The organism is Streptomyces griseochromogenes, from assembly GCF_001542625.1.
In the GTDB taxonomy this organism is placed as follows: Bacteria; Actinomycetota; Actinomycetes; order Streptomycetales; family Streptomycetaceae; genus Streptomyces; species Streptomyces griseochromogenes.
In genome coordinates this window covers 6,577,428-6,590,411 of record NZ_CP016279.1, presented here as the reverse complement: position 1 = coordinate 6,590,411, position 12,984 = coordinate 6,577,428, and the positions used below count along the sequence as shown (strand labels likewise).

Annotated in this window: 14 protein-coding genes; 11 read left to right on the top strand and 3 right to left on the bottom strand. The window is 71.2% G+C overall.

What is annotated here, in order from left to right:
* Positions 1-562 precede the first annotated feature (562 nt).
* From AVL59_RS28325 to AVL59_RS28315, 3 genes are all read left to right on the top strand, one after another.
* Positions 563-1,498 carry a quinone oxidoreductase family protein gene (locus AVL59_RS28325; protein WP_208870460.1) on the top strand — a complete coding sequence of 312 codons (936 nt, stop codon included), beginning with the start codon at positions 563-565 and terminating at the stop codon, positions 1,496-1,498.
* Positions 1,499-1,591: 93 nt separating this feature from the next.
* A complete protein-coding gene (locus AVL59_RS28320; protein ID WP_067317881.1) occupies positions 1,592-2,395 on the top strand; it encodes an IclR family transcriptional regulator domain-containing protein in 804 nt (267 codons plus the stop codon).
* Between the two features lie 134 nt (positions 2,396-2,529).
* A complete protein-coding gene (locus tag AVL59_RS28315) occupies positions 2,530-3,249 on the top strand; it encodes an FAD binding domain-containing protein (RefSeq protein WP_067309875.1) in 720 nt (239 codons plus the stop codon).
* A gap of 194 nt (positions 3,250-3,443) precedes the next feature.
* Here AVL59_RS28315 and AVL59_RS28310 read toward each other — a convergent pair whose 3' ends face one another.
* Positions 3,444-4,280, bottom strand: a complete 837-nt coding sequence (locus AVL59_RS28310; RefSeq protein ID WP_067309872.1) for an SDR family NAD(P)-dependent oxidoreductase — start codon at positions 4,278-4,280, stop codon at positions 3,444-3,446.
* Positions 4,281-4,588: 308 nt separating this feature from the next.
* On the opposite strand from AVL59_RS28310, the gene AVL59_RS28305 reads away from it, so the two are divergent.
* Positions 4,589-5,404 carry a nucleotidyltransferase domain-containing protein gene (locus tag AVL59_RS28305; protein ID WP_067309869.1) on the top strand — a complete coding sequence of 272 codons (816 nt, stop codon included), beginning with the start codon at positions 4,589-4,591 and terminating at the stop codon, positions 5,402-5,404.
* A gap of 53 nt (positions 5,405-5,457) precedes the next feature.
* Here AVL59_RS28305 and AVL59_RS28300 read toward each other — a convergent pair whose 3' ends face one another.
* Together AVL59_RS28300 and AVL59_RS28295 are read right to left on the bottom strand one after the other, a co-directional pair.
* Positions 5,458-6,222 carry an NPP1 family protein gene (locus AVL59_RS28300; protein WP_067309867.1) on the bottom strand — a complete coding sequence of 255 codons (765 nt, stop codon included), beginning with the start codon at positions 6,220-6,222 and terminating at the stop codon, positions 5,458-5,460.
* Between the two features lie 348 nt (positions 6,223-6,570).
* Positions 6,571-7,272: a helix-turn-helix transcriptional regulator gene (locus tag AVL59_RS28295; RefSeq protein ID WP_067309865.1), complete on the bottom strand. Its 702-nt coding sequence runs from the start codon at positions 7,270-7,272 to the stop codon at positions 6,571-6,573.
* 138 nt (positions 7,273-7,410) lie between these two features.
* Between AVL59_RS28295 and AVL59_RS28290 the strand changes: the two genes are divergently transcribed.
* The 7 genes from AVL59_RS28290 (at position 7,411) to AVL59_RS28265 (ending at position 12,935) form a co-directional block, all read left to right on the top strand.
* Positions 7,411-8,379, top strand: coding sequence for a pyridoxal-phosphate dependent enzyme (locus AVL59_RS28290; RefSeq protein ID WP_067309862.1), 969 nt, complete (start codon positions 7,411-7,413; stop codon positions 8,377-8,379).
* A gap of 136 nt (positions 8,380-8,515) precedes the next feature.
* Positions 8,516-10,039, top strand: coding sequence for a purine-cytosine permease family protein (locus AVL59_RS28285; protein WP_067309860.1), 1,524 nt, complete (start codon positions 8,516-8,518; stop codon positions 10,037-10,039).
* Positions 10,036-10,602: a cysteine hydrolase family protein gene (locus AVL59_RS28280; protein WP_067317879.1), complete on the top strand. Its 567-nt coding sequence runs from the start codon at positions 10,036-10,038 to the stop codon at positions 10,600-10,602. The genes AVL59_RS28285 and AVL59_RS28280 overlap by 4 nt, the downstream gene beginning before the upstream one ends.
* Positions 10,599-10,949 carry a GntR family transcriptional regulator gene (locus tag AVL59_RS55050; RefSeq protein ID WP_237281696.1) on the top strand — a complete coding sequence of 117 codons (351 nt, stop codon included), beginning with the start codon at positions 10,599-10,601 and terminating at the stop codon, positions 10,947-10,949. Before AVL59_RS28280 ends, AVL59_RS55050 begins: the two co-directional genes overlap by 4 nt.
* A 15-nt stretch (positions 10,950-10,964) precedes the next feature.
* Positions 10,965-11,384, top strand: coding sequence for a UTRA domain-containing protein (locus AVL59_RS55045; protein ID WP_237281695.1), 420 nt, complete (start codon positions 10,965-10,967; stop codon positions 11,382-11,384).
* Complete coding sequence (locus tag AVL59_RS28270; RefSeq protein ID WP_067309857.1) at positions 11,315-11,716, top strand: SseB family protein; 402 nt, start codon at positions 11,315-11,317, stop codon at positions 11,714-11,716. The genes AVL59_RS55045 and AVL59_RS28270 overlap by 70 nt, the downstream gene beginning before the upstream one ends.
* A 106-nt stretch (positions 11,717-11,822) precedes the next feature.
* On the top strand, positions 11,823-12,935 hold the full coding sequence (locus tag AVL59_RS28265) for a hypothetical protein (RefSeq protein WP_067309854.1): 1,113 nt from the start codon (positions 11,823-11,825) through the stop codon (positions 12,933-12,935).
* Positions 12,936-12,984: the final 49 nt, after the last annotated feature.

Sequence of the window (12,984 nt, the reverse complement as noted above, 5' to 3'; positions counted from 1 at the left end):
TGATCCGGGAACGAAGGGAAAGGGGCACAGCAGCCTCCCGCGTGAGGTGCTGGGAGCTCCGGCGCAGGGCCTGACGGCCCGTGCCCGCGACGGCGGACGCGGTGGCCCGTCCTGTGCGCGGCGTGCCGGCGCACGCCGCAAGAGCACCCAAGGGCTTGGGTCGGTTCGATGACTGGCGTGGTACCTCAGGCCCGGCGAGCGCTCTCTTCAGGCGAGACAGGGAAGAGCCGGGCAGCCCCATGGGGGCTTCGTCGCGGCGTCAACTGCGGCACTCGGTCGTTCATTCCGTGTCCTCCACCCGTCCCCCGTACGCCTCGTGGAGCGAGGCTGCATCACTATGTCTCTCCGAAAGGGCAAATGCAACCCGCGTTTTTCAATTCTCATCTCGTGAGAAGTTCAACGTTAAACCTTCTCGTGGAGTGAGAAATGGCACGCCCTTTCTCACCTCGTGAGAAAGATGTATGCGGCAAGGTGCCCAGGTCGGAGGCGTTGAGGGCATGCCCTAGCCTGTCGGGGTACACATCCGGCCCGCTTCGATTGGAGTACTGTGCGCGCCATTGTCATGAGGGAATTCGGCGGCCCTGAGGTTTTGCGGCTGGAAGACGTTCCCGAGCCCGAGCCCGCGCGCGGACAAATTCTGCTGGACGTGCGGCTGGCGGGTGTGAACTACGCGGATGTCCATGTTCGCGGAAATACCTACCTGGCACCGGTCGAACTGCCGTACATCCCCGGCAACGAGGTCGTCGGCACCACCCCGGACGGCAGGCGTGTCGTGGCGCTGACCCGGGGCGGCGGCTACGCGCAGAAGGCGGCCGTTCACCGCAGACTGCAATGGGAGATCCCCGACGAGGTCAGCGACGAACAGGCCGCGCCGCTGGCTCTGCAGGGGAACAGCGCGTACCACCTCCTCTTCACGGTCGCCCAGATCACCAAGGGGCAGACCGTCGTCATTCCCGCCGCGGCCGGCGGCGTCGGCTCGCTGGCCGTTCAGCTGGCACACCGGGCCGGCGCCCGGGTCATCGCTCTCGCCGGCACGGACGAGAAGCGCCGGCTGGCCCTGGAGCTCGGGGCGACGGAGGTCGTCGACTCCTCCGACGAGGACGGCCTGACGGAGCGGATCCTCGACGCGGCAGGAGGGCCCGTGAACGCCGCGCTGGAGATGACCGGCGGCACCACGCTGCGGCAGACCCTCGAAGCCGTCGGCCCGCGCGGCAGGCTCGTCGTGTACGGCTTCGCCGGAGGGCAGCTCGCCGACGTCCCCGTGCACACGCTGCTCCAGAAGTCCATCACCGTCTCCGGCTTCTGGCTTCCGCACCTGTACTCCGACCGGACGCTCCCGCTCGCGGCGTCCATGAGGCAGCTCTTCGACGCCGTCGGCAACGGCACGCTCAAGATCGTGACCGGCGGGACCTACCCGCTCGCCGACGCGGCCAAGGCGCACCAAGTGCTCAACAACCGCACCGGCATGGGCAAGTTCAGTCTCGATACCTCCAAGTAATAGTCTTGTGCCTGACCGTACGCGGTGGACCAGCGCCGCGTACCACCGTGCTCCAGCAGGAGGGGTGCGGGCACGATGGAGGGGATACGGCTGATGAGCGGACAGCGTGGAACCGGGACCAGTTACGCCGAGCGCTTCATGCGGGTGCAGCAGGCGTTCATCACGCTGGGCCCCGGTGCCCACCGGCTGTCCGAGATCGCCAAGACCGCCGATCTCGACGACTCCACCACCGGCCGCATGCTCACCGCCGGAACCTACAACAGCACCTTCGTGCGCATCGACCGAGGCCTGTACCAGCTCGGCAGCACGGTCGCCGACCTGGGCCTCCACGCGCTCTCCGAGGACAACCTCTCCGGCGGCGAGGCCTCACACGTCCTGCAGGGCCTGCGCACCGCGACCGACAGCGGCCTGGTCTTCCTGTACATGAGAGCCCCGTTCGGCATAGCGGGCAGGCAGTGCCTGGACATGGCGGTGGGGGACTCCGATCTCGTCGAGCTCGGCATGACGCCGCGTGACGTCCTCTCGGTCACGCGGTCGCTGCGCACCGGTGCCTCGGGCCGGACGATCCTCGCCTACCTGCCCGAACAGATCCAGCAGCGGGTGGCCGCCGACCCGGTTCCCGAGGAAGCCGGTCCCGGCGTCATCCGCGACGGCGACGAGCTGCTCTCCTCCCTCGTCGACATCCGTGACCAGGGTCACGCCCTGGGATACCAGGAGTGCATGGCGGGGTGGAACTCCGTCGCCGCCCCCGTCATCTGGGACGGCGCGATCTGGGGCGCGGTCCTGCTGCTCAAGCCCATGGACATCATGCCGCAGGCTCCCCAGCACTACATCTACGCCACGATCACGGCGGCGGCCAGGCTCAGCCAGCTCGGCGGAGCCTGGCCGGCCGACTGACGAAAGCACGCCGCGTGCTCGTGTGAGCCCTGCACGCGCCCCCTCCCGGGCGAGAAGACTGCCTGCCCACAGGCTGGTGGCCAGAGCATCACCCACCGCCTTCGTACGACGTTCAGGAAGGCAGGTCGGTCGCTGTGCTGTTGCGTCTGCCCACATCCGTGTCCGAAGCGCAGGAGTGTCTGGCCGAGGGAGCCGTGCCGATCGGCGGGGCGACACTCGTGTGGGCCACTTGGCAGCGCGACGGCTTTCCCGAACTGGCGATGTCGCTGCGCGAGTTGCCGGAGGCCAACGTGCTGGACCGGGAGACCGTGGGCGGCGCCGTGGTCCTGCACCGGATCGACGACCGGGTGCCGGACGTACTGCGCCTGGCGGCCGCCACGGTGGGCACCGGGGCCGTGCGGCGGGCGGCGACGGTCGGCGGCAACCTCGTCGGCAGCTCGCTGCGCTGCCTGCTGCCCGCGGCGCTCGTCCTGGACGCCCGGGCGACGGTGCTGGAATCCGACGGCGTCCATGAGACGGACCTGGCCGAGGTGGTGGCCAAGCGCCCCGTCCTGCTCGGCCTCCGCTGGCGTACGCCCATCGCCTGCGACTACCGCAAGCTGACGGGCGAGGCGGGCGGCCCGCCGCCCCTCGTGGCCGCCTCGGCGGTGCACGCCGACGAGGGCGGCGACCGTCTGCGGGTCGCCGTCCGCGACGGTTACGACGTGCTCAGCGGCAGCGCCACGTGCGACACCGACGCCGCGGCGACCCTGGACGCGCTGCGGGGGACTGACCTCGGCGACCTGCCGGCCGCCGCGTGGGACGTCGTCCGCTCACAGGTCACCGGTCTTCTGGACGGCCGCGGCGCGGACTGAGTCCGCGGACGGGCCGGCACACCCAACCCCTCGTCCCGGTCGGCAGCACGGCGCGCGCGATGCCGGTGAGGTTGCCCTCGCGACGGGTCCCCGCGATCCGTCCGGTACGGCATCCGCTCCTTGAGGCCGAGCTCCAGGGGCCCGCGGAAGGCGTCGAAGGGCCATGTGCGCTGTCCCGCGGTCCGGTCGCCGCGTCAGACCGCCGGGGCCGAGGGGTTGTGTCCATGGGCCTCCAGCGCCAGGTCCTGCCAGTCTGCCCAGGTCTTGAGCCGGTCGGCGTAGACCTGTTGGAGCATCTCGTTGTTCTGGGCGCCGAAGAAGACCCGCAGAGGCGGGTTGTCGCAGTCGGCGAGCTTGAGCAGTGCCCGGCCCGCCGCGGCCGGGTCGCCCACGTCGAGGGTCTGCGCGAAGGCGGCGAAGGATGCGCGGAAACCGTCGTAGAGCGGGTTCGGCGTGGCCCGGGTGGCACCGGCGATCGCGTCGGTGGCGTAGGAACCGGGCTCGACCAGGGTCACCTTGATGCCGAAGCCGGCGACCTCCTGGGCGAGGGATTCGCTCAGGCCTTCGAGCGCCCACTTGGACGCGTGGTATCCACCGCCGAGCGGCCAAGCGCCGACGCCACCCGCCGAGGAGATCTGGATGATGCGCCCTGCGCCCTGCTCTCGCAGGTGGGGCAGCGCGGCCTGGACGACCCACACCGCTCCGAACAGGTTGGTCGCCAGCTGGTCCCGCAATTGCCGCTCGGTCAGCTCCTCGACGGCGCCGAACAGGCCGTAGCCCGCGTTGTTCACGATGACGTCGAGACGGCCGAAGTGCTCCTTCGCCGCGCGCACGCTCTCGTGCACGGCGGCCCTGTCGGCCACGTCCAGCTCCAGCGGAAGCACCGTGTCGCCATGGGCGGCGACCAGATCATCGAGGCGCCGGGGATTGCGGGCGGTCGCGACCACCTTGTCGCCGCGGGACAGGGCGGCCTCGACGAAGGCGCGGCCCAGGCCGCGGGCCGAACCGGTGACGAACCAGACCTTGTTCATGATGTCCTTCCGTTTCTTTCGGGACAGACACCTCGGTGAGGAGTCACCTCTGGGACGAGACAGCCCGGCGAGCTGTGACATGCCCGGGGCCCGGCCGCGGTGGCCGGCAGCCCGGCCGTGGCTCCGACGACGTTCCCGTCCTGTCAGCGCGTTCATCACGCGCCTTTGTGCGGGCGAGGAACAGATCGGCCCGGCGGCAGGGGAGGGAGCCGGGAGAGCCGATGGCCCGCAGGCAGGCGAGGCGTGATGTTCGCAGGGATGGAGAAATTCGGTCGCCGTGGGCGGGCCGGTTGCGCAGACTTCGGGTCGTGGACCGTTTGCAGGAGATCGCGGATCGGCTGACCGGTGTCGGCGGCATCGTCGGAGTGTGTCTGGGCGGCAGCCGGGCGAGGGGAGCGCATCGTCCCGACTCCGATTTCGATCTGGGCCTGTACTACCGGCCGCCGCTGGACACCGCGGCGCTGCGCTCGCTGGCGGCGGAACTGACCGGCGAAGCGGTGGACGTGACGGAGCCGGGCGGCTGGGGGCCGTGGGTGAACGGTGGCGCGTGGCTGACGGTGGACGGCGCCCACGTCGACTGGATCTACCGCGATCTCGACCGGGTGTACGGGATCTGGGAAGAGTGCCGGGCGGGGCGATTCGAGGTGGGCGCGCAGGCAGGCCACCCGCTCGGGGTGTATTCCCACGCGTATGTCGGCGAGGTCGCCCTCGGGCGTGTCCTGGCCGATCCCGGTGGTGAGCTGCGTGCCCTTCGGCAGGAGACTTGCCACTATCCGGACGCGCTGCGCGAGGCGCTGATCGCCAACGCCCGTTGGGAGGCTCCCTTCATCCTGGCCTGTGCCCGCAAGGGAGCGGCTCGGGGCGACGCCTTCTACGTCGCCGGCTGCCTCTTCCGTGCGGTCGGGCTGCTGGTGCACGCCCTGCATGCTCAGGCAGCCTGCTGGGCGCTGAACGAGAAGGGGGCTGTTCGGGCGGCGGGGGAACTGCCCGGTGCTCCACCGGACTTCGCCGCACGGGCACACGAGCTGTTCGCCCTGTCCGGCACGGACCCGGACGCGCTCACGGCCGCGCTCGACGCGGCCGAAGGGCTGGCCGCCGAGGTGTGCGGACGGCTCATGTCCTGACGCGGATCGGCCGCAGGGGCGAGCCGTGTGGCGGGCGGATGCGGCGCCGGGCGTCAGACGTTCGGGTCGAAGGGGATGCCGGAAGGCATCGAGTGCGCGAGGGCGTAGGCGAAGTCGCCGTCCTTGACCTTGATGGTGGCCGCGCCGAAGTCGGCGTTCATGAGCTTGTCCCGGTAGCCGGCGGGGTAACCGTTCCAGCCCACCAGACGCGGGTAGAACCAGCCGCCGGTCACGTTCTCCGGAGGCTCGTCGTTGGTGTTGGCGAACCGGAAGTCATGGGTGGACACCCCGTCCTTGTGGTAAACGATCTTCGGGTGTGTGCCGTCGAAGCGGACCGAGGAACGGGCGGCCACCTGGTAGCTGGTGTGCTGGGACACCGAGACGTACTGGACCTCGTTGTTGTTGATCCACACCACGACGTGCTCCCAGTCGTGGGTGTGGCCGATGGCGGCGGGGCCGAGCGTGGCCTGGTCCTTCTCGAAGTAGCTGGCGTACATCACCGCGCACCAGCCGTTGTTGCACTTCTCGCGCGAGTAGGTGTTGGCGTTGGCGAGCTGGGCGTAGTCGTGGCAGTGGCCGTTGACGTCGCCGCCGAGTTTCAGACCGGGGTTGAGTCTGCCGTCCGCGCCGATGGCCGCGGTGGCGTAGCAGCCGTCGCCGTCGTAGTCGTAGGCAGGGGAGAAGGTCTGTTCCAGCCCGTCGGCGTTCTGCGGCAGCAACTGCAGGACGTCGGCCTTCGCCTGGGCCGGGAGCGCCACGACGAGGGCCAACGCGCCCAGGGCGGCTGTCAGCCTGGCGGTGGACAACGGTATGCGCATGTCAACTCCTCGCTCCCGGGCGAACGTAGAGGCCCGTATCCGCTTTCGTCAAGTAGTGAAGTAAGTGTCCGGGGGAGTGAGTTACTGGTACGAGACCGTGAGCCGACGACCGTCGGTCCGTCGCGTGAGAACCCGGTGTACGGCCGAAGGCGCAGGGTGCGGTCACTCGAAGGCCGTCTTGGTGCCGTCCTGCCGGGTCGGCGCCGTGGGCGGGGGGCCGGTCTCGTGCGGTCCCCGGGGGCACGCGTCGGGTGGGCGGACGGATGCCCGTCGCCTTGGACGGAATGCCCGTTCGACCGACCGGTTGACGTGCCGCGCGGTCCCCCTGGGCGGTCAGGTCCGCCCCCGTCAGCCGTCGCCGTCGGTGTTCCGGGCCGCCGCGAGGTAGTTGTAGGCGGAGGCCCGTGAGATGCCGAGCCGGGCGGCAACCTGCTGGACCGCGCCGCGTACGGCGAACACACCGCGCCGGTCCAGGTCGCGGAACAGGTCCAGCCGCTCGGCGCGGCCGAGGTGCGTCCATGTCTTGGCGCTGCTGAGCTGGCGGGCGTCCACGATGGAGTCGACGACCGTGCCGATGTCGTCGCCGAACGTGGTGGTCGGCACGCCCGCCGGGACGGCGGCGACCCCGGCCAGCTCCCCGATCAGCGCATGCGCCTGACTGATCGCGGTGACGTCGAGATTGACGCACAGGGCGCCGAACACCGCGCCGGTGGAATCGCGCAGCGGCATCGTGGAGGACTTGATCAGCTTTCCGTCCTGCGTGCGCGTGAGGTAGTTCAGCTCGTCGTGTGCCTCGTCACCGCGCGCCAGGAGCTTCATGCCGATCTCGCTCATCGACCCGCCCACGCCGCGCCCGGTCACCGACCCGGCGAGGGCCACGATGGAGTGTTCCGGGCGGCGGAAATCGTGGATCACCACCTCGCAGCAGGACCCGAAGGTGGCGGCGATTCCGTCGATCACCGGCGTGAGGGCGGCGACCACCGCGTCCCGCTCGTCGATGGCCCGGCCGGCCGGGACCGGTACAGCCGCCGTTGCGCGCGCGTCCGTCATCCGCCCGCCTCCGCTCTCGACCAGTGCCTCTGGACATGTCGTCTACGTGATAGACAATGATTCCAGAATGGTTCCCGGCGGTCCAGCGGCCGACGGCTCCCAGCGGGAGGCCGGTCGTGGCCAGAACGGAGTACACAGATGCCTGAAAGCCAGCCCGTCACGCTCCAGGACGTCCAGGAGGCCGCGCAGCGCATCAGGGGCGTCGCCCACCGCACCCCCGTCCTGCGCTCGCGCACCCTCGACGAACTCGTCGGCGCCGAGGTCCACCTCAAGTGCGAGAACCTGCAGCGCGTCGGCGCGTTCAAGTTCCGCGGCGCCTACAACGCCGTCTCCCGGCTGTCCGCCGGGCGACTGGCCAAGGGCGTCGCCGCCTACTCCTCCGGCAACCACGCGCAGGCCGTCGCCCTCGCCGCCCGCGAACTCGGCACCACCGCCGTGATCGTGATGCCGGAGGACACACCACGCTCCAAGCTGGAGGCCACCGCCGGCTACGGCGCCGAGATCGTCACCTACGACCGTTACACCGGCGACCGGGTGGCCATCGGCGAGGCACTCGCCGCCGACCGGGGTCTCACCCTCGTGCCCCCGTACGAGCACCCGCACATCATCGCGGGGCAGGGCACGGCCGCCCTGGAACTCATCGAGGAGGCGGGCGAGTTGGACGCCCTGGTCGTGCCCGTCGGGGGCGGCGGGCTGATCGCCGGCAGCGCGGTCGCAGCCAAGGGGCTGCTGCCGGGCATCCGTGTCATCGGCGTCGAACCGGAGGCCGGCGACGACACCAAGCGGTCCCTGGAGGCGGGCCACCGGGTCTCCGTCCCGGTGCCGCGCACCATCGCCGACGGGCAGGCCGCCGACATCCCCGGCGAACTCACCTTCTCCCTCAACAAGCGTCTGCTGGACGGCATTTCACTGGTCGGTGACGACCAGATCCGGGACGCGATGCGGTTCGCCTTCGAGCGTCTGAAGACGGTGGTGGAACCGAGCGGCGCCAGCGCCCTGGCCGCCCTGCTCGCGCACCGGGTCGATCCGCTCCCGCGCCGGATCGGCGTCATCCTGTCCGGCGGCAACGTGAGCGCCGAACGGTTCGCCGAGCTGGTCAAGGGCTGAAGCCCCGCCGGTGAGCGGGGCCGTGAGGAGGGCGCACGGAGGGGCGTACCGGCTGAGTGCCCTTCCTTGACGCCCCCTGCGCACCGGCCTAGCCTCGACCGGACACGTCTGGACAGGTGGAGCAGGCAGGTCGGCGATGGCGCATCCGCAGGACTCCCTCGGCAGCAGATCCACCGGCCGTCAGATCCAGCTGGAGACACACGGCCTCGACGTGATCGGGGACGCGGAGCGCAAAGGCACCCCGCGCACCCTGTTCTGGCCCTGGTTCGGGGCGAACGTCTCCGTCCTCGGCCTCAGCTACGGCGCCTTCGCCCTGGGCTTCGGCATCTCCTTCTGGCAGGCCCTCGCCGCCGGCGTGCTGGGCATCATCGTCTCCTTCCTGCTGTGCGGCTTCATCGCGGTCGCCGGAAAGCGCGGCTCGGCACCCACGATGGTGCTCAGCCGGGCCGCCTACGGCGTGCGGGGCAACCGGCTGCCGTCCGTGATCTCGTGGGTGCTCACCGTCGGCTGGGAGACGGTCCTCACCTCGCTCGCCACCCTGGCCACCGCGACCGTCCTCAGCCGGCTGGGCTGGGGCGGCGGCACGGCGACCGAAGCGGTCGCCCTCATCGTCGTGGCCGCGCTGACGGTCGTCGGCGGGGTCATGGGCTTCGACCTGATCATGCGGCTGCAGACCGCGATCACCGTGATCACGGGCGTGCTCACCGTCGTCTACGTCGGCCTGGTCGCCGGCCACATCCACTGGAGCACGGTCGGCGCCCTCCCGGCGGGCTCCGCCCAGCAGTTCATCGGCGCGCTGGTGTTCATGATGACGGGCTTCGGCCTCGGCTGGGTCAACGCCGCCGCCGACTACTCCCGCTATCTGCCCCGAGGTTCCTCCGGCCGGGGCGTGATCGGCTGGACCACCTTCGGGGCATCCGTGGCCCCGCTGCTCCTGCTGGTCTTCGGCCTGTTGCTGGCCGGTTCCTCCACGACCCTGAGCAAGGCGATCGCGGCCGACCCGATCGGCGCGCTGACCACGCTCCTGCCCACCTGGTTCCTGGTCCCGTTCGCCGTCGTCGCCGTCCTCGGCCTGGTCGGCGGCGCCGTACTCGACATCTACTCCTCCGGCCTGGCCCTGCTCTCCGCGGGCGTGCGCGTCCCGCGCTACTCGGCCGCGCTGTTCGACGGCGCCCTGATGATCGCGGGCTCCGTCTACATCGTCTTCTTCGCCGACAGCTTCCTCGCCCAGTTCATGGGCTTCCTCACCACGCTCGGCGTCCCCGTCGCCGCCTGGTGCGGCATCATGCTCGCCGACCTCGCCCTGCGCCGCCGCGACTACGACGAGGGCGACCTGTACCGCCCGAGCGGCCGCTACGGCGACGTACCCCTGCCCCCGCTCCTGCTCACCCTCGGCGCCACCGCCGTCGGCTGGGGACTGGTCACCAACACCGCCGCCGACTGGCTCACCTGGCAGGGCTACCTCCTGGAGCCGTTCGGCCTCGGCGGCAAGAGCGGTGCCTGGGCGTACGCCAACCTCGGCGTCCTCGCCGCTCTCGCGCTCGCCTTCCTCGGCACGCTTTTGCCGGGCCGGAGCCGGGTGCGCGCGCAGGAGGAGCGGGCACCGAGCCCGGCACCGAACGAGGGGGTGTGCAGCAACGAGGGGGTGTGCAGCGCATGACCTCGTCCGGCACCGTCCCCGGTCTGCTCGCCGTCATCGACATGCAGCGCGTCTTCGCCGACCCCGCGAGCCCCTGGGCCACCCCCCGGTGCGCCGACGCGGCCGCCGGGGTACGACGCCTGCTGCCGGCCTTCGGTGACCGCGTCGCCTTCACCCGTTTCCTGGCGCCCCGGGAGCCCACCGGAGCCTGGCGCGCCTACTACGCCCGGTGGCCCTTCGCGCTCCAGCCCCCGGAAGCGGAGCTGTGGGAGCTGACGGACGAGTTCGCCGACAGGGCCGCCCACGTCATCGACACAGCCACCTTCGGCAAATGGACCCCGGAACTGGCCGGCCGGGTAGGCCCGGACGGCCGTCTGGTCCTGGCCGGGGTCAGCACCGACTGCTGCGTCCTGTCCACCGCGCTGGCCGCCGCCGACGCCGGCACCGAGGTACTGGTCGTGGCGGACGCCTGCGCGGGTGTGGACGACGACTCCCACATCAAGACCTTGCAGGTGTTGGACCTCTACCGGCCACTGATCCGGGTCACCACCATCGACGACCTGCTCGCAGAGGCCCGGCCATGACCGGTGTCCCGCTCAAGCACCAGCGGATCAGCCGGATCCTCGCCGAGGAGATCCGCGGCGGCAGCCGCCCGGCAGGGGAGCGGCTGCCCGGCGAACACGCCCTCGCCCAGCGGTTCGCCGTCGGCCGTACGACCGTCCGCGCCGCCCTCGCCGAACTGTCCGAGGCAGGTCTGATCGCCACCCGCACCGGCAAGGGCTCCTACGTCCTCTCCGACGCACGCCGGCTGGACGACCGGCCCGGCCGGGCCCGCGCCGTGGCCGTCCACGGCGTCGGGAGCAGGCTGCGGACCCTCGCCGTCCACGGGACGCACGACCACGGCCTCGCCGCCGAACTCGGCCTGGACTAAGCCGCGTTCGTCTGCGTGGAGCGGAGCCGCGAGCTGGTCGCCGACGGCACCGTGGTGTCGTACGAGCGCTGCTTCCTGCCGCCCACGCCCGTGATCCGGGAGCTGCCCGTCCGCGGTCTCGGCCAGGAGACGCTCACCGAGGTGCTGCTGCGCGCCGGACTGCGGCCCGACCACGGCGAGCAGCGGATCCGGGGAAGGCGGATCGACGCCCACGAGGCGGAGCTGCTGCACCGGGCTCACCTTCGGCCGACCTGCCACGGAATCCTCACGCATGCCCCGGGCCGCTGTGGGTACGCGAGGCGGAGCACGCCCGGGCACCTGACCGTGGGCGTGGCCGTACGAACGCCACTACCTGGGGATCTGCCATGGACACACCCGCACACGACCACCACCCTCCGACGCCGGCCCAGCGCGCGCTCGACGCGCTGGCCGTGAACACCGAGGACCAGGCGGCCCTGGACACCCTCGCCCACAGTGACGTGCTCGTCCCGGTGCCGGACGACGAGGTGGACGGGGAGGGCGCCGACACCTCGATGCTCGCCCTGCCCGTCCTCGAACAGGCCGACGGTGATCCGGTCGTCCCCGTGTTCACCTCGGAAGGGACGATGGCCGAGCAGCTCCCGTTCGTCTCCCGCTACCGCCTGGTACCGCTGGGCGCCCTCGCCGCACAGTGGCCCGACGAAGACCTCTCCCTGGCGATAGACGGCAGCTCACAGCACGGCCTGACGCTCACCTCCCAGGGAGTCCGCACCTTGCTGGCAAGGTGAGCCGCAGCCAACCCAGGGAGCGCCGGGAACTGCGCGCATCACCACAACGCACCCGCGGCCGCAGACAAAACTGAAGCCCCACCCCCTTGGGCGACAAAATATCCACATGCAATGGATCTCCGGCGCGGCAGGCTGCCTGGTACTAGTGCTGGTCCTCAGCAGCATCATCCGCACCCTCGTCGTACCCCGAGGCCTCTACTCCGTGCTGGTCTTCCGCCTGTGGTGGCTGCTGCGCAGACTCCTGCGCCTCACCGCCCTGCGCGGCGGCTACGGCGCCATCGACCGCGCTCAGACCTGGCTCGCCCCGCTGATGCTGATCGGCATGCTCGCCTGCTGGCTCGGCGGCGCCCTGCTCGGCTTCGGCCTCATGCTGTACGCGGCGTCCCCGCTGTCCTGGACCGCCGCCTTCCGAGAGGCGGGCTCCAGCCTGTTCACGCTCGGGTTCGCCAGCGGCGCCCGGCTGAAACTGTCCGTGCTCGACTTCCTCGCCGCGGCCACCGGACCCGTCGTGATCGCCCTCCAGATCGCCTACCTGCCCACCCTCTACAGCGCCTACAACCGCCGTGAACTGGAGGTCACCCTGCTCCAGGCCCGGGCCGGCGAGCCCGCCTGGGGACCGGAGATCCTCGCGCGGCAGTGGCTGGTCGACACCGAGACCGCACTGCCCGAGCTGTACCGTGCCTGGGAGCGGCTGGCCTCGGACATGGGCGAGAGCCACTCCACGTACCCGATCCTGCTGACCTTCCGCTCGCCCCGCCCGCACCGCAGCTGGCTGGTCGGCCTGATCGCCGTCATGGACGCGGCCGCCCTGCAGCTCGCGCTCGATCCGCGCCTGGCCCCGCCGGAGGCCCGTCTGGTGCTGCGGGCGGGATTCACCGCCCTGCGCGACATCGCCCGCGCGCTGCGCATCCCCTTCGACGAGGACCCGTCGCCCGGCAGTCCGATCCGGCTGACCATCGCCGAGTTCGACGCGGCGGTGGCCATGCTGTCGGCGGCCGGCTTCCGGGCGGAGCGGACCTCGAAGGAAGCCTGGCCGCACTTCCAGGGCTGGCGGGTCAACTACGAGGCCGTCGCCTACGAGCTGTGCCGCCGCTGCGACGCGGTGCCCGGACTGTGGACCGGACCCCGCGACTTCCCCGGCAGGCCCATCCCGCCGGACCGCCCGGTGGACCGGCGGCCGGGCGCAGGACGGCCGGAACTGCCCCCCGTCTCCGAGTAGTCACCCCGCCTTCCGGCGGGAAGATCCCAGCGAAAGGTCCGGTGCGCGC

Excerpts from the sequence above, each read along its gene's own strand:
- AVL59_RS28325 (WP_208870460.1), top strand. The coding sequence starts at position 563 with ATGAGGGAATTCGGCGGCCCTGAGGTTTTGCGGCTGGAAGACGTTCCC.
- AVL59_RS28320 (WP_067317881.1), top strand. The coding sequence starts at position 1,592 with ATGAGCGGACAGCGTGGAACCGGGACCAGTTACGCCGAGCGCTTCATG.
- AVL59_RS28310 (WP_067309872.1), bottom strand. The coding sequence starts at position 4,280 with ATGAACAAGGTCTGGTTCGTCACCGGTTCGGCCCGCGGCCTGGGCCGC.
- AVL59_RS28300 (WP_067309867.1), bottom strand. The coding sequence starts at position 6,222 with ATGCGCATACCGTTGTCCACCGCCAGGCTGACAGCCGCCCTGGGCGCG.
- AVL59_RS28295 (WP_067309865.1), bottom strand. The coding sequence starts at position 7,272 with ATGACGGACGCGCGCGCAACGGCGGCTGTACCGGTCCCGGCCGGCCGG.
- AVL59_RS28290 (WP_067309862.1), top strand. The coding sequence starts at position 7,411 with ATGCCTGAAAGCCAGCCCGTCACGCTCCAGGACGTCCAGGAGGCCGCG.
- AVL59_RS28285 (WP_067309860.1), top strand. The coding sequence starts at position 8,516 with ATGGCGCATCCGCAGGACTCCCTCGGCAGCAGATCCACCGGCCGTCAG.
- AVL59_RS28280 (WP_067317879.1), top strand. The coding sequence starts at position 10,036 with ATGACCTCGTCCGGCACCGTCCCCGGTCTGCTCGCCGTCATCGACATG.
- AVL59_RS55050 (WP_237281696.1), top strand. The coding sequence starts at position 10,599 with ATGACCGGTGTCCCGCTCAAGCACCAGCGGATCAGCCGGATCCTCGCC.
- AVL59_RS28270 (WP_067309857.1), top strand. The coding sequence starts at position 11,315 with ATGGACACACCCGCACACGACCACCACCCTCCGACGCCGGCCCAGCGC.
- AVL59_RS28265 (WP_067309854.1), top strand. The coding sequence starts at position 11,823 with ATGCAATGGATCTCCGGCGCGGCAGGCTGCCTGGTACTAGTGCTGGTC.